This window comes from Streptomyces sp. CB02009, from assembly GCF_001905825.1.
GTDB lineage: Bacteria > Actinomycetota > Actinomycetes > Streptomycetales > Streptomycetaceae > Streptomyces.
Genome location: NZ_LIVV01000008.1, coordinates 1 through 22,506, shown reverse-complemented (window position 1 = coordinate 22,506; position 22,506 = coordinate 1). Strand labels below are relative to the sequence as shown.

The 22,506-nt window shown below is 71.8% G+C and carries 23 protein-coding genes; 22 read left to right on the top strand and 1 reads right to left on the bottom strand.

Translation table 11 applies throughout. The annotated features are described in order from the left end of the window. Nucleotide 1: 1 nt before the first annotated feature. The 9 genes from AMK27_RS29105 (at nt 2) to nusB (ending at nt 7,808) form a co-directional block, all read left to right on the top strand. Nucleotides 2-829, top strand: a complete 828-nt coding sequence (locus tag AMK27_RS29105; protein ID WP_073914645.1) for a shikimate dehydrogenase — start codon at nt 2-4, stop codon at nt 827-829. Between the two features lie 167 nt (nt 830-996). Continuing rightward, nucleotides 997-2,181, top strand: a complete 1,185-nt coding sequence (gene aroC / locus AMK27_RS29100; protein ID WP_073914641.1) for a chorismate synthase — start codon at nt 997-999, stop codon at nt 2,179-2,181. Further along, on the top strand, nt 2,178-2,699 hold the full coding sequence (locus AMK27_RS29095) for a shikimate kinase (protein WP_073914638.1): 522 nt from the start codon (nt 2,178-2,180) through the stop codon (nt 2,697-2,699). The genes aroC and AMK27_RS29095 overlap by 4 nt, the downstream gene beginning before the upstream one ends. After that, nucleotides 2,696-3,793 (top strand): 3-dehydroquinate synthase, encoded by a 1,098-nt coding sequence (gene aroB, locus AMK27_RS29090; protein WP_073914636.1) that lies wholly within the window; start codon nt 2,696-2,698, stop codon nt 3,791-3,793. The genes AMK27_RS29095 and aroB overlap by 4 nt, the downstream gene beginning before the upstream one ends. Further along, nucleotides 3,790-4,236: a type II 3-dehydroquinate dehydratase gene (gene aroQ, locus AMK27_RS29085; RefSeq protein ID WP_073914634.1), complete on the top strand. Its 447-nt coding sequence runs from the start codon at nt 3,790-3,792 to the stop codon at nt 4,234-4,236. Before aroB ends, aroQ begins: the two co-directional genes overlap by 4 nt. A 323-nt stretch (nt 4,237-4,559) precedes the next feature. Continuing rightward, on the top strand, nt 4,560-5,489 hold the full coding sequence (locus AMK27_RS29080; RefSeq protein WP_241847640.1) for an AAA family ATPase: 930 nt from the start codon (nt 4,560-4,562) through the stop codon (nt 5,487-5,489). Between the two features lie 150 nt (nt 5,490-5,639). Further along, a complete protein-coding gene (locus tag AMK27_RS29075) occupies nt 5,640-6,752 on the top strand; it encodes an aminopeptidase P family protein (protein ID WP_073914631.1) in 1,113 nt (370 codons plus the stop codon). A 49-nt stretch (nt 6,753-6,801) separates the two neighbouring features. Next, nucleotides 6,802-7,368 carry an elongation factor P gene (gene efp / locus AMK27_RS29070; protein ID WP_073914630.1) on the top strand — a complete coding sequence of 189 codons (567 nt, stop codon included), beginning with the start codon at nt 6,802-6,804 and terminating at the stop codon, nt 7,366-7,368. A gap of 2 nt (nt 7,369-7,370) precedes the next feature. Further along, nucleotides 7,371-7,808: a transcription antitermination factor NusB gene (gene nusB / locus AMK27_RS29065; protein ID WP_030316299.1), complete on the top strand. Its 438-nt coding sequence runs from the start codon at nt 7,371-7,373 to the stop codon at nt 7,806-7,808. Nucleotides 7,809-8,154: 346 nt separating this feature from the next. Here the strand turns inward: nusB and bldD are convergent, their stop codons facing one another. Beyond that, nucleotides 8,155-8,655, bottom strand: a complete 501-nt coding sequence (gene bldD / locus AMK27_RS29060; RefSeq protein ID WP_015032294.1) for a transcriptional regulator BldD — start codon at nt 8,653-8,655, stop codon at nt 8,155-8,157. A 246-nt stretch (nt 8,656-8,901) separates the two neighbouring features. Here bldD and pyrR point away from each other — a divergent pair, with 246 nt between their 5' ends. From pyrR to AMK27_RS28995, 13 genes are all read left to right on the top strand, one after another. Then, the gene (pyrR, locus tag AMK27_RS29055) at nt 8,902-9,468 is read left to right on the top strand and encodes a bifunctional pyr operon transcriptional regulator/uracil phosphoribosyltransferase PyrR (RefSeq protein ID WP_073914627.1); all 567 of its coding nucleotides are present in this window, start codon (nt 8,902-8,904) and stop codon (nt 9,466-9,468) included. A gap of 86 nt (nt 9,469-9,554) precedes the next feature. Further along, nucleotides 9,555-10,544: an aspartate carbamoyltransferase catalytic subunit gene (locus AMK27_RS29050; RefSeq protein ID WP_073914625.1), complete on the top strand. Its 990-nt coding sequence runs from the start codon at nt 9,555-9,557 to the stop codon at nt 10,542-10,544. Between the two features lie 2 nt (nt 10,545-10,546). Continuing rightward, nucleotides 10,547-11,833 (top strand): dihydroorotase, encoded by a 1,287-nt coding sequence (locus tag AMK27_RS29045; RefSeq protein WP_073914623.1) that lies wholly within the window; start codon nt 10,547-10,549, stop codon nt 11,831-11,833. After that, complete coding sequence (locus tag AMK27_RS29040) at nt 11,830-12,402, top strand: PH-like domain-containing protein (protein WP_073914621.1); 573 nt, start codon at nt 11,830-11,832, stop codon at nt 12,400-12,402. The genes AMK27_RS29045 and AMK27_RS29040 overlap by 4 nt, the downstream gene beginning before the upstream one ends. Then, complete coding sequence (gene carA, locus AMK27_RS29035) at nt 12,399-13,547, top strand: glutamine-hydrolyzing carbamoyl-phosphate synthase small subunit (protein ID WP_073914578.1); 1,149 nt, start codon at nt 12,399-12,401, stop codon at nt 13,545-13,547. The genes AMK27_RS29040 and carA overlap by 4 nt, the downstream gene beginning before the upstream one ends. Continuing rightward, nucleotides 13,540-16,848, top strand: coding sequence for a carbamoyl-phosphate synthase large subunit (gene carB / locus AMK27_RS29030; RefSeq protein ID WP_073914574.1), 3,309 nt, complete (start codon nt 13,540-13,542; stop codon nt 16,846-16,848). Before carA ends, carB begins: the two co-directional genes overlap by 8 nt. A gap of 76 nt (nt 16,849-16,924) precedes the next feature. Next, nucleotides 16,925-18,034, top strand: a complete 1,110-nt coding sequence (locus AMK27_RS29025; RefSeq protein WP_073914569.1) for a quinone-dependent dihydroorotate dehydrogenase — start codon at nt 16,925-16,927, stop codon at nt 18,032-18,034. Then, complete coding sequence (gene pyrF / locus AMK27_RS29020) at nt 18,031-18,876, top strand: orotidine-5'-phosphate decarboxylase (RefSeq protein WP_073914565.1); 846 nt, start codon at nt 18,031-18,033, stop codon at nt 18,874-18,876. Before AMK27_RS29025 ends, pyrF begins: the two co-directional genes overlap by 4 nt. A gap of 331 nt (nt 18,877-19,207) precedes the next feature. Then, the gene (locus tag AMK27_RS29015; protein ID WP_030204477.1) at nt 19,208-19,531 is read left to right on the top strand and encodes an integration host factor; all 324 of its coding nucleotides are present in this window, start codon (nt 19,208-19,210) and stop codon (nt 19,529-19,531) included. A gap of 73 nt (nt 19,532-19,604) precedes the next feature. Further along, nucleotides 19,605-20,177 (top strand): guanylate kinase, encoded by a 573-nt coding sequence (gene gmk, locus AMK27_RS29010; RefSeq protein WP_073914561.1) that lies wholly within the window; start codon nt 19,605-19,607, stop codon nt 20,175-20,177. A 65-nt stretch (nt 20,178-20,242) separates the two neighbouring features. Next, nucleotides 20,243-20,515: a DNA-directed RNA polymerase subunit omega gene (gene rpoZ / locus AMK27_RS29005; protein ID WP_030316319.1), complete on the top strand. Its 273-nt coding sequence runs from the start codon at nt 20,243-20,245 to the stop codon at nt 20,513-20,515. Between the two features lie 97 nt (nt 20,516-20,612). Beyond that, nucleotides 20,613-21,839, top strand: coding sequence for a bifunctional phosphopantothenoylcysteine decarboxylase/phosphopantothenate--cysteine ligase CoaBC (gene coaBC / locus AMK27_RS29000; RefSeq protein WP_073915431.1), 1,227 nt, complete (start codon nt 20,613-20,615; stop codon nt 21,837-21,839). 236 nt (nt 21,840-22,075) lie between these two features. Then, nucleotides 22,076-22,506, top strand: a 431-nt coding sequence (locus AMK27_RS28995) for an S-adenosylmethionine synthetase N-terminal domain-containing protein (RefSeq protein WP_274535752.1), incomplete at its 3' end; no start/stop codon positions are given.

Genomic DNA, 22,506 nt, shown 5'->3' with positions numbered 1-22,506 from the left:
CATGACCCTGTCCCGCCGCGCGGCCGTCCTCGGCTCGCCGATCGCGCACTCGCTCTCCCCGGTCCTGCACCGGGCCGCGTACGCCGCCCTCGGTCTCGACGACTGGTCGTACGAGCGCTTCGAGGTCGACGAGGCCGGGCTGCCCGGCTTCGTCCGCGAGCTGGACGACAGCTGGGCCGGACTGTCGCTGACCATGCCGCTGAAGCGGGCGATCATCCCGCTGCTCGACGGGATCAGCGACACGGCCGCCTCGGTCGAGGCCGTGAACACGGTCGTCCTCCGCGAGGACGGCCGCCGGGTCGGCGACAACACCGACATCCCCGGCATGCTCGCCGCCCTGCGCGAGCGGGGCGTCGAGAAGGTGGAGTCGGCGGCGGTCCTCGGGGCCGGCGCCACCGCCTCCTCCGCGCTCGCCGCGCTCGCCCGGATCTGCGACGGGCCCGTCACCGCGTACGTACGCAGTGAGGCGCGGGCCGAGGAGATGCGCGGCTGGGGCGAGCGGCTCGGCGTGGAGGTCCGGACCGCCGCCTGGGACGACGCGGCGGAGGCCTTCGCCTCCCCGCTGGTGATCGCGACCACCCCCGCCGGCACGACGAACGCCCTCGCGGGCGCCGTCCCCGATGCCGTCGGCACCCTCTTCGACGTCCTGTACGACCCGTGGCCGACCGCGCTCGCCGCGGCCTGGTCCGACCGCGGCGGCAAGGTGGTCGGCGGCCTCGACCTCCTCGTCCACCAGGCCGTCCTCCAGGTCGAGCAGATGACCGGCGTCCCCAGGGCGCCGCTCGCCGCGATGCGCGCGGCGGGGGAGCAGGCCCTGGCGGCCCGCTAGCGTCGGCCGAGACCCCCGGAAACGTCCGGAACGGCGCGATTCGCGTCCGACAGCTGGACCGGAGGACGGGTTCGTCCCGCGGACGTGGGAGGATCAGGGATGGCGGGCCAGGGCCGCGCACCCGGTCGCGCCGTCGCAGTACCCAGGCGCGAGCATGAGGAGCATCGTTGAGCAGGTTGCGTTGGCTGACCGCTGGGGAATCCCACGGACCCGCGCTGGTCGCGACACTGGAGGGCCTTCCCGCCGGCGTCCCGGTCACCACTGAGCTGGTGGCGGACCACCTCGCGCGGCGACGCCTCGGCTATGGGCGCGGCGCCCGGATGAAGTTCGAGCAGGACGAGATCACCTTCCTGGGCGGAGTCCGGCACGGGCTCTCCCTCGGTTCCCCGATCGCCGTCATGGTCGGCAACACCGAGTGGCCCAAGTGGGAGAAGGTCATGGCGGCCGACCCGGTCGACCCGTCCGAGCTCAAGGAGACGGGCCGCAACGCCCCCCTGACCCGGCCGCGTCCCGGTCACGCCGACCTCGCCGGCATGCAGAAGTACGGCTTCGACGAGGCCCGGCCGATCCTGGAGCGCGCCAGCGCCCGGGAGACCGCGGCCCGTGTCGCCCTCGGCGCGATCGCCCGCTCCTTCATCAAGGAGACCGCGGGCATCGAGATCGTCTCGCACGTCGTCGAACTGGCCGCCGCCAAGGCGCCGTACGGCGTCTACCCGACCCCCGCCGATGTCGAGAAGCTCGACGCCGACCCGGTCCGCTGCCTCGACGCCGACGCGTCGAAGGCGATGGTCGCCGAGATCGACCAGGCCCACAAGGACGGCGACACCCTCGGCGGTGTCGTCGAGGTCCTCGCCTACGGCGTGCCCGTCGGCCTCGGCTCCCACGTCCACTGGGACCGGCGCCTCGACGCGCGGCTCGCCGCCGCGCTCATGGGCATCCAGGCCATCAAGGGCGTCGAGGTCGGCGACGGCTTCGACCTGGCCCGCGTGCCCGGCTCCCAGGCCCACGACGAGATCGTGAAGACCGACGAGGGCATCAGGCGCACCTCCGGCCGTTCCGGCGGCACCGAGGGCGGTCTGACCACCGGCGAGCTGCTCCGGGTCCGTGCCGCGATGAAGCCCATCGCGACCGTGCCCCGCGCCCTCGCCACCGTCGACGTCGCCACCGGCGAGGCCACCCAGGCCCACCACCAGCGCTCCGACGTCTGCGCCGTCCCCGCGGCGGGCATCGTCGCCGAGGCCATGGTCGCGCTCGTCCTCGCGGACGCCGTCGTCGAGAAGTTCGGCGGCGACAGCGTCCCCGAGACCCGCCGCAACGTGCGGTCGTACCTCGAGAACCTGCACATCCGGTGACCGGCGGTCCCCTGGTCGTCCTCGTCGGGCCCATGGGCTCCGGCAAGTCCACGGTGGGCGCGCTCCTGGCCGACCGGCTCGGCGCGCCCTACCGGGACACCGACGCCGACATCGTCGCCGCCGAGGGCCGCGAGATCTCCGACATCTTCATCGAGGACGGCGAGGAGCACTTCCGCGCCCTGGAGCGGGACGCGGTCGCCGCGGCCCTCGCCGGGCACGGGGGAGTCCTCGCCCTCGGCGGAGGCGCCGTCCTCGACGCCGGAACCCGCGCCCTGCTGGCCGGGCTGCCCGTCGCGTACCTCTCGATGGACGTCGACGAGGCGGTCCGGCGCGTCGGCCTCAACACCGCGCGCCCGCTGCTCGCCGTCAACCCGCGCCGTCAGTGGCGCGAGCTGATGGAGGCGCGCCGCCATCTATACACCGAAGTCGCGCGGGCCGTCGTCACCACCGACGACCGCACCCCCGAAGAGGTCGCGGACGCGGTCCTCGCGGCACTGGATCTGAAGAAGGACGCATGACGACGGACCAGGAAGTCACCCGTATCCACGTCGCGGGCAGCGCCGGCACGGATCCGTACGAGGTGCTGGTCGGCCGGCAGCTGCTGGGCGAGCTCCCGGCCCTCATCGGCAACCAGGCCAAGCGGGTCGCCGTGATCCACCCGGAGGCGCTCGCCGACACCGGGGAGGCGCTCCGCGCGGACCTCGCCGACCAGGGCTACGAGGCGGTCGCCATCCAGGTGCCGAACGCCGAGGAGGCGAAGACCGCCGAGGTCGCCGCCTACTGCTGGAAGGCGCTCGGCCAGACCGGCTTCACCCGCAGCGACGTCATCGTGGGCGTCGGCGGCGGTGCCACCACCGACCTGGCCGGCTTCGTCGCCGCGACCTGGCTGCGCGGTGTCCGCTGGATCGCGGTGCCCACCACCGTCCTCGCGATGGTCGACGCGGCCGTCGGCGGCAAGACGGGCATCAACACCGCCGAGGGCAAGAACCTCGTCGGCTCCTTCCACCCGCCCGCCGGGGTCCTCTGCGACCTGGCCGCGCTCGACTCGCTGCCGGTCAACGACTACGTCAGCGGCCTCGCGGAGATCATCAAGGCCGGCTTCATCGTCGACCCGGTGATCCTCGACCTCATCGAGGAGGACCCGCAGGCGGCCCGTACCCCCGCCGGTCCCCACACGGCCGAGCTGCTCGTCCGCTCGATCAGGGTCAAGGCCGAGGTCGTCTCCGGCGACCTCAAGGAGTCCGGCCGCCGCGAGATCCTCAACTACGGCCACACCCTCGCCCACGCCATCGAGAAGAACGAGCGGTACAAGTGGCGCCACGGCGCCGCCGTCTCCGTCGGCATGGTCTTCGCCGCCGAGCTCGGCCGCCTCGCCGGGCGCCTCGACGACGCCACCGCCGACCGGCACCGGGCGATCCTGGAGTCCGTCGGACTGCCGCTCAGCTACCGCGGCGACCAGTGGCCCAAGCTGCTGGAGACCATGCGGGTGGACAAGAAGTCCCGCGGTGACCTGCTGCGCTTCATCGTGCTCGACGGGATCGGCAAGCCGACCGTCCTCGAGGGCCCCGACCCGGCGGTCCTGATCGCGGCGTACGGAGAGGTGTCCGCGTGAGCGAGCCCCGTCCCGTCCTGGTGCTCAACGGCCCCAACCTGGGCCGGCTCGGCTCCCGTGAGCCCGACATCTACGGCGCCACCTCCTACAAGGGCCTCGTCGAGTCCTGCAAGGCCCTCGGCGCGGAGCTCGGCTTCGACGTCGAGGTGCGGGAGACGAACGACGAGGGCGAGATGATCCGCTGGCTCCACGAGGCGGCGGACCGCGCGGTACCGGTGGTGATCAACCCGGGGGCGTTCACGCACTACTCGTACGGGATGCGGGACGCGGCCGCCCAGCGGACCGCGCCGCTGATCGAGGTCCACATCTCGAACCCGTACGCCCGGGAGGAGTTCCGGCACACCTCGGTCGTCGCGGCCGTGGCGACCGGGACGGTCGCCGGCTTCGGGATCGGGTCCTACCGGCTGGCGCTGCGGGCGCTCGCCGAGGAACTGACGGGCTGACCGGGCACCAGTGAGGGGCCCCGGCCGTTCCCCTGGCGGGGGCCGGGGGCGGTAACGTTCCGGCGCACCGGAGACACCGGCTACAACAGGCGTACGAGACGGAGTGGGACCGGATGCAGCACGCAGTGGGGGGTCCGCTGCCACCGCCGGAGCGACCGGGCCGGGCGGCCGACCCCGGTACCGGCCCGGGACCCGTCCCGGATCCCGCTTCCGCGCCGGGGGCCGCGCCTGGGCACGGCACCGGCCCGGGAGCCGGCATCGGAGCAGGCACCGGAGCGCCGACCGGACCCGTGCCCGGCACGGCCGGTGGCGGCCCCGGCGGCGTGCCCGGCACTGCCCCGGGAGGGCTGCCGCCGATACCGCCGCCTCCGCCCGGCGCCCCCTACCCGGGGCCGCCCGCCGGACCCCGGCTCGGTGTGCACCCGACCGTCCCGAGCGGCGCCCCCCGGCCTCCGCACGCCGCGTCGCCGCACTCCGCCCCGCCTCCGCGGTCCGCGCCCCCCACCGGGCCCGGTACGCCCGGCTGGGGCGGCCCCGGTCCCGTACCGCAGCATTCCGGCGGCGGTCCGCAGCACCCGGGCGGCTCGCAGTATCCCGGCGGGCAGCCCCCGCGCGCCGACTTCACCGGGCACGTGCCCCTGCCGCCCGTGAGCGCGCCGCTCGCACCCGCCGTGGAGCACGGCGGCGGTACCGGTGCCGCGACCCTCGCCGTCCTGCTCATCGGCCCCGCGGGCGCCGGCAAGACCACCGTCGCCCGGCACTGGGCGCAGCGCCGCCGGGTGCCCACCGCGCACATCAGCCTCGACGACGTCCGCGAGTGGGTCTGCTCCGGCTTCGCCGACCCGCAGTCCGGGTGGAACGAGCACTCCGAGGCGCAGTACCGGCTCGCCCGCCGCACCTGCGGGTTCGCCGCGCGCAACTTCCTCGCCAACGGCATCTCCTGCATCGTCGACGACGCCGTCTTCCCGGACCGGCCCGTCGTCGGCCTCGGCGGCTGGAAGCGCCACGTCGGCCCCGGGCTGCTGCCCGTGGTGCTCCTGCCCGGTCTGGAGATCGTGCTGGAGCGCAACGCCGAGCGCAGCGGCAACCGGCGCCTCTCGGACGAGGAGGTCGCGGCCATCCACGGCCGGATGGCCGGCTGGTACGGCTCCGGCCTGCCGATCATCGACAACTCCACGTACGACGTCGAGACCACCGCCCGCGTCCTCGACGACGTGCTGGCCCGCGCGATCGCCAGCCCGCCCACCTGGTGACACCGGGCAGGGTCGGGTCGGGGTGAGGGTCGGGGTCGGGGGAGGCCCGACCCGGCCCCACGGCCGGGTCGATCACGGCCCGGCCGGGGTTCCCGCCCGGTCGGCCGTCCTGAACAGGCCGCCGCGCCCCGCTGCTCGTAGGCTCGGAGCATGTCAGAGGTGTATGCGGACCGCCGTGTACGGCTGCGCGATCGGTGCGCGGCCGCGGGCAGCCCGGCGGCCCTGGTCTCCCGCCCTGCCAACGTCCGCTATCTCGCGGGCGGTTCGCCCCCGGGCGCGGTCCTCCTCGTCGGGCCCGCACCCGACGCGGACGTGCTGCTCTGCCCGGTCGCTCCCACCGGTGAACCGGTCGACGGGCGGCTCGACGAACTCCTCCGCCGGCAGGTGCTGCCCGCGGGGGGCGGCGATCCCGCCGTCGCCGCGGTCGACCTCGCCCGCCGGGCGGGCGCCGACGCGCTGGCGGTCGAGGAGCACGATCTGACCGTGACCCGGCACCGTGCCATGGGCTCCGTCGTGCCGGGGCTGCGGCTCGCCGACCTCGCGTGCGCCGTGGAGCAGCTGAGGATCGTGAAGGACGAGGACGAGATCGCCTGTCTCCGCATTGCCGCCGAGATCGCCGACCAGGCGCTCGGGGAGCTCCTGGAATCGATCCTGGTCGGGCGGACCGAGCGGCACCTCGCCCTGGAGCTGGAGCGGCGGCTCGTCGACCACGGCGCCGACGGGGCCGCCTTCCCGACCTCGGTGGCGACCGGCCCGCACTCCGGCCGCCGGGGCCACCGGCCGTCCGACCGCCGGGTGGAGGAGGGCGATTTCCTCTCCGTCTGTCTCGGCGCCGACTACCGCGGCTACCGCTGCGAGATCGGCCGCACCTTCGTCATCGGCACGACGCCGGCCGACTGGCAGATCGAGCTGTACGAGCTCGTCTTCGCCGCTCAGCGGGCCGGCCGGGAGTCTCTCGTGCCGGGCGCCGAGTACCGTGACGTGGACCGGGCGGCCCGCCAGATTCTGGACTCGGCGGGGCACGGGGAGGCCGCCGTACCCCTCACCGGGCACGGGGTGGGGCTCGAAATCGACGAGGACCCGCAGCTCTCACCCTCGGCCATGGGTAAACTGGACGCTTGTGTGCCGGTCACCGTCGAACCGGGGGTTCACCTCCCGGGACGGGGCGGGGTCCGGATCGATGACACGCTCGTCGTGCGCCAGGAGGCGGACGGCGGACCCGAGCTACTCACCATCACGACCAAGGAGCTGCTCGCGCTGTAGGGCGCGTACGCATCCGCGGTCCCACGTCAGTCCAGGAGATTCCGCAACCGTGGCTTCCACGAACGACCTCAAGAACGGCATGGTGCTCAAGCTCGACGGGGGCCAGCTCTGGTCCGTCGTCGAGTTCCAGCACGTCAAGCCCGGCAAGGGCCCGGCCTTCGTGCGCACCAAGCTCAAGAACGTGCTGTCCGGCAAGGTCGTCGACAAGACCTTCAACGCCGGCGTGAAGGTCGAGACGGCCACCATCGACCGCCGCGACATGCAGTTCTCCTACATGGATGGCGACTACTTCGTCTTCATGGACGAGCAGACGTACGACCAGCTCATGGTCGACCGCAAGTCCGTCGGCGACGCCGCCAACTTCCTCATCGAGGGCTTCACCGCCTCCGTCGCGCAGCACGAGGGCTCGGTGCTCTACGTCGAGCTCCCGGCCGCCGTCGAGCTGACGATCAAGCACACCGACCCGGGCGTCCAGGGCGACCGCTCCACCGGCGGCACCAAGCCCGCCACGCTGGAGACCGGCCACGAGATCCAGGTCCCGCTCTTCGTCACCACCGGCGAGAAGGTCAAGGTCGACACCCGCACCAGCGACTACCTCGGCCGGGTGAACAAGTAACCGTGGCCGCTCGGAGCAAGGCACGCAAGCGCGCCTTCCAGATCCTCTTCGAGGCGGACCAGCGCGGTGCCTCCGTCCAGGAGGTTCTCGCGGACCAGGTCCGGCACGCGCGGTCGGACGACCGCCAGCCGCCGGTGAACGACTTCACCATGCAGCTGGTCGAGGGCTACGCGTCCCACGTGGCCCGGATCGACGAGCTCATCGCGACCTACGCGGTGGACTGGGACCTCGACCGGATGCCCGTCGCCGACCGGAACATCGTGCGCCTCGGTGCGTACGAGCTGATCTGGGAGGACGGCACGCCGGACGCGGTCGCGATCGACGAGGCGGTGCAGCTCGCCAAGGAGTTCTCCACGGACGAGTCCCCGACCTTCGTCAACGGCCTGCTGGCGCGCTTCAAGGACTTGAAGCCGCGTCTGCGCCGGGACGCCGACGTCTGAGGCGGATGACGTCACCGGCAGTCGAAGGGGCCCGCAGCACTCGTGCTGCGGGCCCCTTCGCCGTGTCCCCGGCGCATCGCGTTCGCGACGGCGTGGGCGGCAGGCGTCGGGGCGGGCGGAGACGTCACGGGAGCGGCAGGCGACGGGGCGGGCGTGAGGCCTCGCGTGAGGCGTCGCGTGAGGCGTCGCGTGAGGGGGAGGCACCCCTGCGGGACGCGAGGAAGGCCGGCGTCGCGAGAGCGGGCGGGACCGCGGGTCGCGGCACCGGGGAAAGGCCGCGGGCCCGTGGACGTCGGATGACGTCCACGGGCCCGGCGGTACGTTTCTGCTGGGTCCCCGGAAGGGGTCAGTTCTCCTCGTGGGCGACCGCGCGGCGCGCGTCCGCGTCCAGCACGCCCCAGCTGATGAGCTGCTCGGTGAGGACCGAGGGGGACTGGTCGTAGATGACGGCGAGGGTGCGCAGGTCGTCCTGACGGATCGACAGCACCTTGCCGTTGTAGTCGCCGCGCTGCGACTGGATCGTCGCCGCGTAGCGCTGGAGCGGGCCCGCCTTCTCCTGGGGGACGTGCGCGAGGCGCTCCAGGTCGAGCACGAGCTTCGGCGGCGGCTCGGCGGCCCCGCCCGGCGTGGTGCCCGGCAGGAGCTCCTGCACCGGCACCCCGTAGAAGTCGGCCAGCTCGGCAAGACGCTGCACGGTCACCGCGCGGTCCCCGCGCTCGTACGAACCGACCACGACCGCCTTCCAGCGGCCCTGGGACTTCTCCTCCACCCCGTGGAGGGAGAGACCCTGCTGGGTGCGGATGGCACGGAGTTTGGCCCCGAGCTGCTTTGCGTATTCGCTGGACATAACGCTCCCGGACGCTGTGACGACATGCGGCTGCGCCGCGCGGCTGGTAACTCACTGTGAGGTTACGCAGCGTTACTCTTTCCCGTCAAGCCGAATGGTCCGTACCGCCCACTCCCGGGGGACGGTGCCCGGAGTGGCGCCAGGGGTGCGGGGGAGGGCTCCGCCCGCCCCTGGTATCGTTGACGTCGCAAATCCGACGTCCTTTAAGAACCGTCCCGTGAGGCGGAGAAGGAGGTCCGTTTCTTCATGGACACTCAGCAGAAGTACGGCGACGACGCGCGGCCCGTTCTCGAGGCCCCCGACATCGCGCGGGTCCTGACCCGCATCGCTCACGAGATCGTCGAGCGCGCCAAGGGCGCGGACGACGTGGTTCTCCTCGGCATCCCCACCCGCGGTGTGTTCCTCGCCCGCCGGCTGGCCGAGAAGCTCGAATCGATCACCGGCGCCAAGATCCCCGTCGGATCCCTGGACATCACCATGTACCGGGACGACCTGCGGATGAAGCCGGCCCGCGCCATCGGCCGCACCGAGATCCCCGGTGACGGCATCGACGGCCGCCTCGTCGTCCTCGTCGACGACGTGCTCTTCTCCGGTCGCACCATCCGCGCCGCCCTCGACGCCCTCGGCGACATCGGCCGCCCCCGCGCGGTCCAGCTCGCCGTCCTCGTCGACCGCGGCCACCGCGAGCTTCCGATCCGCGCCGACTACGTCGGCAAGAACCTCCCCACGTCGCTGCGGGAGACGGTCAAGGTCCAGCTCGCCGAGGAGGACGGTCGCGACACCGTGCTGCTCGGCGCCCGGCCCACCGCCTAGCCGGACCGGCTTTCCCCCGCGGGGCCGGGGCACCCCCCTGCGCCCCCGCATGCCCTCACACCTCCCCACCACGGAGAGACACACCGATGATGCGTCACCTCATCTCGGCCGCCGACCTCACCCGCGACGACGCCGTCCTGATCCTCGACACCGCCGAGGAGATGGCCCGGGTGGCCGACCGGCCCATCCGGAAGCTGCCCACCCTGCGCGGCCGGACCATCTGCAACCTGTTCTTCGAGGACTCCACCCGGACCCGGATCTCCTTCGAGGCCGCCGAGAAGCGCCTCTCCGCCGACGTCATCAACTTCGCGGCCAAGGGCTCCAGCGTCTCCAAGGGCGAGTCCCTCAAGGACACCGCGCAGACCCTGGAGGCCATGGGCGTCGACGCGGTCGTCATCCGCCACGGAGCCTCCGGAGCCCCGTACCGCCTCGCCACCTCCGGCTGGATCGACGCCCCCGTCATCAACGCCGGCGACGGCACCCACCAGCACCCCACCCAGGCCCTCCTGGACGCCTTCACCATGCGCCGCCGCCTGGTCGGCCGGGACGCCGGACTCGGCCAGGACCTCGCGGGCAAGCGGATCACGCTCGTCGGCGATGTCCTGCACAGCCGGGTCGCCCGCTCCAACGTCGACCTGCTGCACACCCTCGGCGCCGAGGTCACCCTGGTGGCCCCGCCCACCCTGGTCCCCGTCGGCGTCGAGACCTGGCCCTGCGAGATCTCGTACGACATCGACCGCGTGCTGCCGAAGTCCGACGCCGTCATGATGCTGCGTGTGCAGCGAGAGCGGATGAACGCCGCCTTCTTCCCCACCGAGCGCGAGTACTCCCGCCGGTACGGGCTCGACGGCGAGCGGATGGCGAAGATGCCCGAGCACGCCATCGTCATGCACCCCGGCCCCATGGTCCGCGGCATGGAGATCACCGCCGAGGTCGCCGACTCCGACCGCTGCACGGTCGTCGAGCAGGTCGCCAACGGCGTCTCCGTCCGGATGGCGGTCCTCTACCTGCTGCTCGGCGGCAACGACTCCGCCGCCCCCGCCCCCAGCACCCCCCGTACCGAGGAGAACAAGTAACCATGGGCAAGACTCTGATCCGCGGTGCGAAGGTGCTCGGCGGCGCCGTCCAGGACGTGCTGATCGACGGCGAGACCATCACCGAGGTCGGCACCGGCCTGTCCGCCGACGCCGCCACCGTGATCGAGGCCGACGGCCAGATCCTGCTGCCCGGCCTCGTCGACCTCCACACCCACCTGCGCGAGCCCGGCCGCGAGGACTCCGAGACCGTCCTCACCGGCACCCGCGCCGCCGCCTCCGGCGGCTTCACGGCCGTCTTCGCCATGGCCAACACCCACCCGGTCGCCGACACCGCCGGTGTCGTCGAGCAGGTCTACCGGCTCGGCAAGGAGTCCGGCTACTGCGACGTGCAGCCCATCGGCGCCGTCACCGTCGGCCTGGAGGGCAGGAAGCTCGCCGAGCTCGGCGCCATGCACGACTCCGCCGCCGGCGTCACCGTCTTCTCGGACGACGGCAAGTGCGTCGACGACGCCGTGATCATGCGCCGCGCCCTGGAGTACGTGAAGGCCTTCGGCGGCGTCGTCGCCCAGCACGCCCAGGAGCCCCGCCTCACCGAGGGTGCCCAGATGAACGAGGGCATCGTCTCGGCCGAGCTCGGACTCGGCGGCTGGCCGGCCGTCGCCGAGGAGTCGATCATCGCCCGCGACGTCCTCCTCGCCGAGCACGTCGGCTCCCGCGTCCACATCTGCCACCTCTCCACCGCAGGCTCCGTCGAGATCGTCCGCTGGGCCAAGTCCCGCGGCATCGACGTCACCGCCGAGGTCACCCCGCACCACCTCCTCCTCACCGACGAGATGGTCCGGAGCTACAACCCGGTCTACAAGGTCAACCCGCCGCTGCGCACCGAGAAGGACGTCCTCGCGCTCCGCGAGGCGCTGGCCGACGGCACGATCGACATCGTCGCCACCGACCACGCCCCGCACCCCCACGAGGACAAGGACTGCGAGTGGGCCGCGGCCGCCATGGGCATGGTCGGCCTGGAGACCGCGCTCTCCGTCGTCCAGCAGACGATGGTCGAGACCGGACTCCTCGACTGGGCCGGCGTCGCCGACCGGATGTCCTTCGCGCCCGCCCGCATCGGACGGGCCACCGGCCACGGACGACCCGTCTCGGCTGGTGAGCCCGCGAACCTGACGCTGGTCGATCCGGCTTACCGTGGTGTCGTGGACCCCGCGGACTTCGCCTCCCGCAGCCGCAACACCCCCTACGAGGGCCGTGAGCTGCCGGGACGCGTCACCCACACCTTCCTGCGGGGCCGGGCAACGGTCGTGGACGGGAAGCTGGCGTGACACCACTCATCGCAATCGCCGCAGAGGCTGCCGAGCAGAAGTCGGCGGAGGTGACCGACTGGGCCGGACGGCTCGGCTGGGTCGCCGGACTGCTGCTCTTCATCGCCTTCGTGTACTGGCTGATGCGCCAGGGCTGGAAGTGGCGCGGCAGCCTCCAGTCGGACCTCCCCGAGCTCCCCACCGCGCCCGAGGCCGCCGGTGTGGAGAAACTGACTCTCAGCGGGCGCTACCACGGCTCCACGACCGCCGGGCAGTGGCTCGACCGGATCGTGGCCCACGGGCTCGGCACCCGCAGCCGCGTCGAGCTCACGCTCACCGACGCCGGGCTCGCGGTCGTACGCCCCGGGGCGAACGACTTCTTCGTCCCGGCCGAAGCCCTGCGCGAGGCCCGCCTCGACAAGGGCATCGCGGGCAAGGTCCTCGCCGAGGGCGGCCTGCTGATCGTCACCTGGACGCACGGCGGCACCCTGCTCGACTCCGGCTTCCGGTCCGACCGGGCGGCCGAACACACCGCCTGGGTCGAGGCCATCAACTCCATGACCACCACGACGGAAGGCATCGCACGATGACGACCTCCACCCGGGGAACCAGCAAGGTTCCCGCCGTACTCGTCCTGGAGGACGGCCGCATCTTCCGCGGTCGCGCCTACGGGGCCGTGGGGGAGACCTTCGGCGAGGCCGTGTTCTCCACCGGCATGAGCGGCTACCAGGAGACCCTCACCGACCCGTCGTACCACCGCCAGGTCGTCGTCATGACCGCCCCGCACGTCGGCAACACGGGCGTCAACGACGAGGACCCCGAGTCCGAGCGGATCTGGGTCTCCGGCTACGTCGTCCGCGACCCCGCCCGCGTCTCCTCCAACTGGCGCGCCCGGCGCTCGCTGGACGAGGAGCTGGAGCGCCAGGGCGTCGTCGGCATCTCCGGCATCGACACCCGCGCCCTCACCCGCCACCTGCGCGAGCGCGGCGCCATGCGCGTCGGCATCTTCTCCGGCGACGCCTGGACCGGCATCCGCGACGAGGCCCTCCTCGACAAGGTCAAGGCCCAGCCGCAGATGAAGGGCGCGAACCTCTCCGCCGAGGTCGCCACCAAGGAGACCTACGTCGTCCCCGCGATCGGCACGAAGAAGTTCACCGTCGCCGCGGTCGACCTCGGCATCAAGGGCATGACCCCGCACCGGATGGCCGAGCGCGGCATCGAGGTCCACGTGCTGCCCGCCACCGCGACCGTCGAGGACGTGTACGCGGTCGCCCCGGACGGCGTGTTCTTCTCCAACGGCCCGGGCGACCCGGCCACCGCGGACGGCCCCGTCGCCCTCATGCAGGCCGTCCTGGAGCGGAAGACCCCGCTCTTCGGTATCTGCTTCGGCAACCAGATCCTCGGCCGCGCGCTCGGCTTCGGCACCTACAAGCTGAAGTACGGCCACCGGGGCATCAACCAGCCGGTCCAGGACCGCACGACCGGCAAGGTCGAGATCACCGCGCACAACCACGGCTTCGCCGTCGACGCGCCCCTCGACAAGGTCTCCGAGACCCCCTTCGGGCGTGCCGAGGTCTCGCACGTCTGCCTGAACGACGACGTCGTGGAAGGCCTCCAGCTGCTCGACCAGCCGGCCTTCTCCGTCCAGTACCACCCCGAGGCGGCCGCGGGCCCGCACGACGCCGCGTACCTCTTCGACCGTTTCGTATCCCTGATGGAGGCCGAGCGTGCCTAAGCGCACCGATATCCAGTCCGTCCTGGTCATCGGCTCCGGCCCGATCGTCATCGGCCAGGCCGCCGAGTTCGACTACTCCGGAACCCAGGCCTGCCGCATCCTCAAGGCCGAGGGCCTGCGGGTGATCCTGGTCAACTCCAACCCGGCGACGATCATGACCGACCCGGAGATCGCCGACGCCACGTACGTCGAGCCGATCACCCCCGAGTTCGTTGAGAAGATCATCGCCAAGGAGCGCCCCGACGCCCTCCTGCCCACCCTCGGCGGCCAGACCGCGCTCAACACCGCGATCTCCATGCACGAGCAGGGCGTCCTGGAGAAGTACGGCGTCGAGCTCATCGGCGCCAACGTCGAGGCCATCAACAAGGGCGAGGACCGCGACCTCTTCAAGGGCGTCGTCGAGGCCGTCAAGGCCAAGATCGGCTACGGCGAGTCCGCCCGCTCGGTCATCTGCCACTCGATGGACGACGTCATCAAGGGCGTCGACACCCTCGGCGGCTACCCCGTCGTCGTCCGCCCCTCCTTCACCATGGGCGGCGCCGGCTCCGGCTTCGCCCACGACGAGGAGGAGCTGCGCCGCATCGCCGGCCAGGGCCTCACGCTCTCCCCGACCACCGAGGTGCTCCTGGAGGAGTCCATCCTCGGCTGGAAGGAGTACGAGCTGGAGCTGATGCGCGACAAGAACGACAACGTCGTGGTCGTCTGCTCCATCGAGAACTTCGACCCGATGGGCGTCCACACCGGTGACTCGATCACCGTCGCCCCGGCGATGACCCTCACCGACCGCGAGTACCAGCGGCTGCGCGACATCGGCATCGCGATCATCCGCGAGGTCGGCGTCGACACCGGCGGCTGCAACATCCAGTTCGCGATCGACCCGGCCGACGGCCGGATCATCGTCATCGAGATGAACCCGCGCGTCTCCCGCTCCTCGGCGCTCGCCTCCAAGGCGACCGGCTTCCCGATCGCCAAGATCGCGGCCCGTCTCGCCGTCGGCTACACGCTGGACGAGATCCCGAACGACATCACGGAGAAGACCCCGGCGTCCTTCGAGCCCACGCTCGACTACGTCGTCGTCAAGGCCCCGCGGTTCGCCTTCGAGAAGTTCCCCTCCGCCGACTCCACGCTGACCACGACCATGAAGTCGGTCGGCGAGGCCATGGCGATCGGCCGCAACTTCACCGAGGCCCTCCAGAAGGCCCTGCGCTCCCTGGAGAAGAAGGGCTCGCAGTTCACCTTCGTCGGCCAGCCCGGCGACAAGGCCGAGCTGCTCCGCGAAGCGGTCCGCCCGACCGACGGCCGCATCAACACCGTCATGCAGGCCATCCGCGCCGGAGCCACCCCGGAGGAGGTCTTCGACTCCACGAGGATCGACCCGTGGTTCGTCGACCAGCTCTTCCTCATCAAGGAGATCGCCGACGAGCTGGCCGCCGCCGAGAAGCTCGAGCCCGAGCTCCTCGCCGAGGCCAAGCGCCACGGCTTCTCCGACGCCCAGATCGCCGAGATCCGCGGTCTGCGCGAGGACGTCGTCCGCGAGGTCCGGCACGCCCTCGGCGTCCGCCCGGTCTACAAGACGGTCGACACCTGCGCCGCCGAGTTCGCCGCCAAGACGCCGTACTTCTACTCCTCGTACGACGAGGAGACCGAGGTCGCGCCCCGCACCAAGCCCGCGGTGATCATCCTGGGCTCCGGCCCGAACCGCATCGGCCAGGGCATCGAGTTCGACTACTCCTGCGTCCACGCCTCCTTCGCCCTGAGCGACGCCGGCTACGAGACCGTGATGGTCAACTGCAACCCGGAGACCGTCTCCACCGACTACGACACCTCCGACCGCCTGTACTTCGAGCCGCTGACGCTCGAGGACGTGCTGGAGATCGTCCACGCGGAGACCCTCGCCGGCCCCGTCGCCGGTGTCGTCGTCCAGCTCGGCGGCCAGACCCCGCTGGGCCTCTCGCAGGCCCTCAAGGACAACGGCGTACCGGTCGTCGGCACCTCGCCGGAGGCCATCCACGCCGCCGAGGACCGCGGCGCCTTCGGCCAGGTCCTCGCCGAGGCGGGCCTCCCGGCCCCCAAGCACGGCACCGCGACCACCTTCGCCGGCGCCAAGGCCATCGCCGACGAGATCGGCTACCCGGTCCTCGTCCGCCCCTCGTACGTGCTCGGCGGCCGCGGCATGGAGATCGTCTACGACGAGACCCGCCTGGAGTCGTACATCGCCGAGTCCACCGAGATCAGCCCCACCCGGCCGGTCCTGGTCGACCGCTTCCTCGACGACGCCATCGAGATCGACGTCGACGCCCTCTACGACGGCCACGAGCTCTACCTCGGCGGCGTCATGGAGCACATCGAGGAAGCCGGCATCCACTCCGGCGACTCGGCCTGCGCCCTGCCTCCGATCACCCTCGGCGGCTTCGACATCAAGCGCCTGCGCGCCTCCACCGAGGCCATCGCCAAGGGCGTCGGCGTGCGCGGCCTGATCAACATCCAGTTCGCAATGGCCGGCGACATCCTCTACGTCCTCGAGGCGAACCCGCGGGCCTCCCGGACCGTCCCCTTCACCTCGAAGGCGACCGCCGTCCCGCTGGCGAAGGCCGCCGCCCGCATCTCGCTCGGCGCCACCATCGCCGAGCTGCGGACCGAGGGCCTGCTGCCGAAGACCGGCGACGGCGGCACCCTGCCGCTCGACGCGCCGATCTCCGTCAAGGAGGCCGTGATGCCGTGGTCGCGCTTCCGCGACGTGCACGGCCGCGGCGTCGACACGGTCCTCGGCCCGGAGATGCGCTCCACCGGCGAGGTCATGGGCATCGACGCGGTCTTCGGCACGGCGTACGCCAAGTCGCAGGCCGGCGCCTACGGCCCGCTGCCCACCAAGGGCCGCGCGTTCATCTCGGTCGCCAACCGCGACAAGCGCTCGATGATCTTCCCGGCGCGCGAGCTGGTCGCCCACGGCTTCGAGCTGCTCGCCACCTCCGGTACCGCCGAGGTCCTCAAGCGCAACGGCCTCAACGCCACGGTCGTGCGCAAGCTGAGCGAGGGCGAGGGCCCGAACGGCGAGAAGACGATCGTCCAGCTCATCCACGACGGCCAGGTCGACCTGATCGTCAACACGCCGTACGGCACCGGCGGCCGCCTCGACGGCTACGAGATCCGCACGGCCGCGGTGGCGCGCAGCGTCCCGTGCCTCACCACGGTCCAGGCGCTCGCCGCGGCCGTCCAGGGCATCGACGCGCTCAACCGGGGCGACGTCGGGGTCCGCTCGCTCCAGGAGCACGCGGAACACCTGACCGCGGCCCGCGACTAGCAGCCCGTCAGAGGAGGGGGACACCGGCAGGATCTGCGGTGTCCCCCTCGTCATGAGCAGACCCGGACCGGAGCACATGTACAAGTTCTTCTTCAACGTCGTCTTCAAGCGCATGGACCCCGAGGAGGCCCACTACCTGGCCTTCCGCTGGATCCGGCTGGCCGCCCGCGTCCCCGTGCTGCGGACCTTCGCCGCCGCCGTCCTCGCGCCCCGGTACAAGGAGCTGCGCACCGAGGCCCTGGGCCTGCGGATGCACGGCCCCTTCGGGCTCGCCGCCGGCTTCGACAAGAACGCCGTCGCCATCGACGGCATGTCGATGCTCGGCTTCGACCACATCGAGATCGGCACGGTCACCGGCGAGGCCCAGCCCGGCAACCCCAAGAAGCGCCTCTTCCGGCTCGTGCCGGACCGCGCCCTGATCAACCGCATGGGCTTCAACAACGAGGGCTCCGCCGCCGTCGCCGCCCGCCTGGCCGCCCGCACGCCGGTCTTCCGCACCGTCGTCGGCGTCAACATCGGCAAGACCAAGGTCGTCCCCGAGGCCGACGCCGCCGCCGACTACGTGAAGTCCACCGAGCGCCTCGCCGCGCACGCCGACTACCTCGTCGTGAACGTCTCCTCGCCGAACACCCCCGGCCTGCGCAACCTCCAGGCCACCGAGTCCCTGCGACCGCTCCTCACGGCCGTGCGCGAAGCCGCCGACCGCACGGTCACCGACCGCCGGGTCCCCCTCCTCGTCAAGATCGCCCCCGACCTGGCCGACGAGGACGTCGACGCGGTCGCCGACCTCGCCCTGGAGCTCGGCCTCGACGGCATCATCGCCACCAACACCACCATCGCGCGCGAGGGCCTCGGCCTGAAGTCCGACCCCGCGCTCGTCAAGGAGACCGGCGGCCTGTCCGGCGCGCCCGTCAAGGAGCGCTCCCTCGCGGTCCTCAGGCGCCTCCACGCGCGCGTGGGCGACCGGCTGGTCCTCGTGGGCGTCGGCGGCATCGAGAACGCCGAGGACGCCTGGCAGCGCATCCTGGCCGGCGCCACCCTGGTCCAGGGCTACAGCGCCTTCATCTACGAGGGCCCGTTCTACGCCCGCGCGATCCACAAGGGCCTCGCCGCGCGCCTCGCGGCCTCCCCGTACGCCACCCTCGCCGAGGCCGTCGGCGCAGCCAACCGAAAGGCCGCCCGATGACTCTCTCCTTCGGCACCCGCCTGCGCTCCGCCATGGACGAGCGCGGCCCGCTCTGCGTCGGCATCGATCCGCACGCGGCGCTGCTCGACTCCTGGGGCCTGACCGACGACATCGCCGGTCTCGAGCGGTTCACCTTCACCGTCGTCGAGGCGCTCGCGGACACCGTGGCCGTCTTCAAGCCGCAGTCCGCCTTCTTCGAGCGCTTCGGCTCGCGCGGTGTCGCCGTCCTGGAGCGCGCCACCGCCGATCTGCGCGCGGCGGGCGGCCTGGTCGTCATGGACGCCAAGCGCGGCGACATCGGCTCGACCATGGCCGCGTACGCCGAGACCTACCTGCGCAAGGACTCCCCGCTCTTCTCCGACGCGCTCACGGTCTCCCCGTACCTCGGCTACGGCTCCCTGAAGCCGGCCGTGGACCTGGCGCGCGAGTCCGGCGCCGGACTCTTCGTCCTGGCCCTGACGTCCAACCCGGAGGGCGCGGAGGTCCAGCGGGCCGTCCGCACCGACGACCCGGACGGCCGCACCATCGGCGCGACCATGCTGGGCCACCTCGCCGCGGAGAACGCGGGGGAGAGCCCGATGGGCTCCTTCGGCGCGGTCGTCGGTGCCACCCTCGGCGACCTGTCCTCGTTCGACCTGGACATCAACGGTCCCCTCCTGGCTCCCGGCATCGGTGCCCAGGGCGCGACCCCGGCCGACCTCCCGGCGGTCTTCGGCGCGGCCGTCGGCAACGTCGTCCCGAACGTCAGCCGCGGGGTCCTGCGGCACGGACCGGACGCGAGCGCCCTGCGGGACTCGGCGCACCGGTACGCGGACGAGATCCGCGCGGCCGTCGGCGGGTAACGAGCATCACGGTCTCTCCGCAGGTCGGAGCGGATCGACCCGGATGTCGGCACTGTTTCGGCCCGGTGGGACGACCCGTCCCGCCGGGCCGTCTCACTACTTGACGAAATCTTGGCTCAAAACCGGGTCGTTTTGCCGGAAAAGTCCCGGTCGGTCGATGCTGACCAGGACTTTTCCTTCGTTCTCGCTGACTGGAGCGGCCTCGGCCGCTAGTCTCCGGGGCAGAGCAGGCGTTCAACGACCACTCCGTTGAGCGTTGCTCCACTGGTGTGGGGCGCGAGGTTCCTCACCGGTCCGTATCCGACAGATCGACATCCGAGGTGACGTAGGCGTGGCTCTTCCGCCCCTTACCCCTGAACAGCGCGCAGCCGCGCTCGAGAAGGCCGCCGCGGCTCGCCGGGAGCGGGCCGAGGTCAAGAATCGACTCAAGCACTCCGGCGCCTCCCTCCACGAGGTCATCAAGACCGGCCAGGAGAACGACGTCATCGGCAAGATGAAGGTCTCCGCGCTGCTCGAGTCCCTGCCCGGCGTGGGCAAGGTCCGCGCCAAGCAGATCATGGAGCGGCTCGGCATCTCCGAGAGCCGCCGGGTGCGCGGTCTCGGCTCCAACCAGATCGCCTCCCTGGAGCGCGAGTTCGGCAGCACCGGCGCCTGATCCGGCGACCGGTCCGGCCACCGATCCGGGACACGCGTCCCGGGCACCCCGGTAAAGCTGGAATAATCGCTGCATGGCAGCAGAGGTACGTCCGCGGCTGACCGTGCTCTCCGGCCCCTCAGGGGTCGGCAAGAGCACGGTCGTCGCTCATATGCGCAAGGTCCACCCCGAGGTCTGGCTCTCGGTGTCGGCGACGACACGGAAGCCCCGCCCCGGCGAGAAGCACGGCGTCCACTACTTCTTCGTGACGGACGACGAGTTCGACAAGCTGATCGCCAACGGTGAACTCCTCGAATGGGCCGAGTTCGCGGGCAACCGGTACGGCACCCCGCGCCGCGCGGTCCTCGACCGCCTCGACGCCGGCGAGCCCGTGCTCCTGGAGATCGACCTCCAGGGCGCCCGCCAGGTGAAGGACTCGATGTCCGAGTCCCAGCTGGTCTTCCTGGCCCCGCCGAGCTGGGAGGAACTGGTCCGCCGCCTCACCGGCCGCGGCACCGAGTCCCCCGAGGTCATCGAGCGCCGGCTGGCCGCCGCGAAGGTCGAGCTGGCCGCCGAGTCGGAGTTCGACACCACGCTCGTCAACACCTCCGTCGAGGACGTTGCGCGCGAGCTGCTAACGTTGATGCTGTTGACTTCTGGGGAATGATCCACTTGTTCCCCCGGACACCCACTCGGCTGTCCGATCCTTTTTCCATCTTCGGAAGGTAGAGCGTGTCCTCTTCCATCACCGCGCCCGAGGGCATCATCAACCCGCCGATCGACGAGCTGCTCGAGGCCACGGACTCGAAGTACAGCCTCGTGATCTACGCGGCCAAGCGCGCGCGTCAGATCAATGCGTACTACTCCCAGCTCGGCGAGGGCCTGCTGGAGTACGTGGGTCCGCTGGTCGACACCCACGTCCACGAGAAGCCGCTCTCGATCGCCCTGCGCGAGATCAACGCGGGTCTGCTGACGTCCGAGGCCATCGAGGGCCCGGCCACGTAAGCACGTCACGTTCCTTCACCACAGGCCCGGCGGAACATCCGCCGGGCCTGTGGTGTCTCATGGAGTCGTAGGCATCCGAGTGCGGGGAGTGGCAGTGGTGACCAAGCCGAAGGTCGTTCTGGGCGTCAGCGGCGGCATCGCCGCCTACAAGGCCTGCGAGCTGCTCAGACGGCTCACCGAGTCGGGCCACGACGTCCGCGTCGTCCCCACCGACTCCGCCCTCCACTTCGTCGGCGCCGCCACCTGGTCCGCGCTCTCCGGCAACCCCGTCTCGACCGAGGTATGGGAGAGCGTCCACGAGGTGCCGCACGTCCGGATCGGCCAGGCCGCCGACCTCGTCGTGGTCGCCCCCGCCACCGCCGACATGCTCGCCAAGGCCGCCCACGGCCTCGCGGACGACCTGCTCACCAACACGCTGCTCACCGCGCGCTGTCCCGTCGTCTTCGCCCCCGCCATGCACACCGAGATGTGGGAGCACCCGGCGACCCAGGAGAACGTGGCCACCCTGCGCCGGCGCGGCGCCGTCGTCATCGAGCCCGCCGTCGGCCGCCTCACCGGCGTCGACACCGGCAAGGGCCGGCTGCCCGACCCGGCGGAGATCTTCGAGATCTGCCGGCACATCCTGAATCGGCAGGGTCTCACCGGCGGCACCGCCGCCCCCGACCTCGCCGGACGGCACGTCGTGGTCAGCGCCGGCGGCACCCGTGAGCCCCTCGACCCGGTCCGCTACCTGGGCAACCGCTCCTCGGGGAAGCAGGGGTACGCGCTCGCGCGGGCCGCCGCCGCCCGGGGGGCCCGGGTCACCCTCGTCGAGGCCAACACCGGCATCCCCGACCCGGCCGGCGTCGACGTCGTCCACGTCGGCACCGCCCTCCAGCTCCGCGAGGCCGTGCTCAAGGCCGTCGCCGACGCCGACGCCGTGGTCATGGCGGCCGCCGTCGCCGACTTCCGCCCGGCCGTCTACGCCACCGGGAAGATCAAGAAGAAGGACGACGGTGGAGCGCCCACCGTCGAGCTCGTCCGCAACCCCGACATCCTCGCCGAGCTCTCCGCCGACCGGGCCCTGCCGGGCCAGGTGGTCGTCGGCTTCGCCGCCGAGACCGACGACGTCCTCGCCAACGGCCGGGAGAAGCTCCGCCGCAAGGGCTGCGACCTCCTCGTCGTCAACGAGGTGGGGGAGCGCAAGACCTTCGGCTCCGAGGAGAACGAGGCCGTCGTGCTCGCCTCGGACGGCGCCGAGACCCCCGTGCCGTACGGTCCGAAGGAAGCGCTCGCCGAGACGGTCTGGGACCTGGTCCTGCCGAGGCTGCGGGCCACGACCTGACGCATCCGGCCCCACGAGGACCGTGAATCCAGCGGGACGCGTGTGATGTACGCCCCATCAGGGCGTTCGCCCGCCGTGAAGCGGCCGGATTCACCCGCTCAGGGCATTCGCCAGGCGAGACACCTGGTCCATCCCGCGACCACGACCGATAGACTGTCCGCGGAACGTCTTGGGGCGCAGCCCCCTGCCGGTCCGACAGAGAAGAGCCAGCAGCCGCTGCAACCCCAGGGAGCGTTGTGTCCCGTCGTCTGTTCACCTCGGAGTCCGTCACCGAGGGACACCCCGACAAGATCGCTGACCAGATCAGCGACACCATCCTCGACGCACTCCTGCGAGAGGACCCCACCTCGCGCGTCGCCGTCGAGACGCTGATCACCACCGGCCTCGTGCACGTCGCCGGTGAGGTGACCACCAAGGCGTGGGCGGACATCCCGACCCTCGTCCGGAACAAGATCCTCGAGATCGGTTACGACTCCTCGAAGAAGGGCTTCGACGGCGCCTCCTGCGGCGTGTCGGTGTCCATCGGGTCTCAGTCCCCGGACATCGCCCAGGGCGTGGACACCGCGTACGAGCAGCGGGTCGAGGGCGACGAGGACGAGCTGGACAAGCAGGGCGCCGGCGACCAGGGCCTGATGTTCGGCTACGCGTCGGACGAGACCCCCGAGCT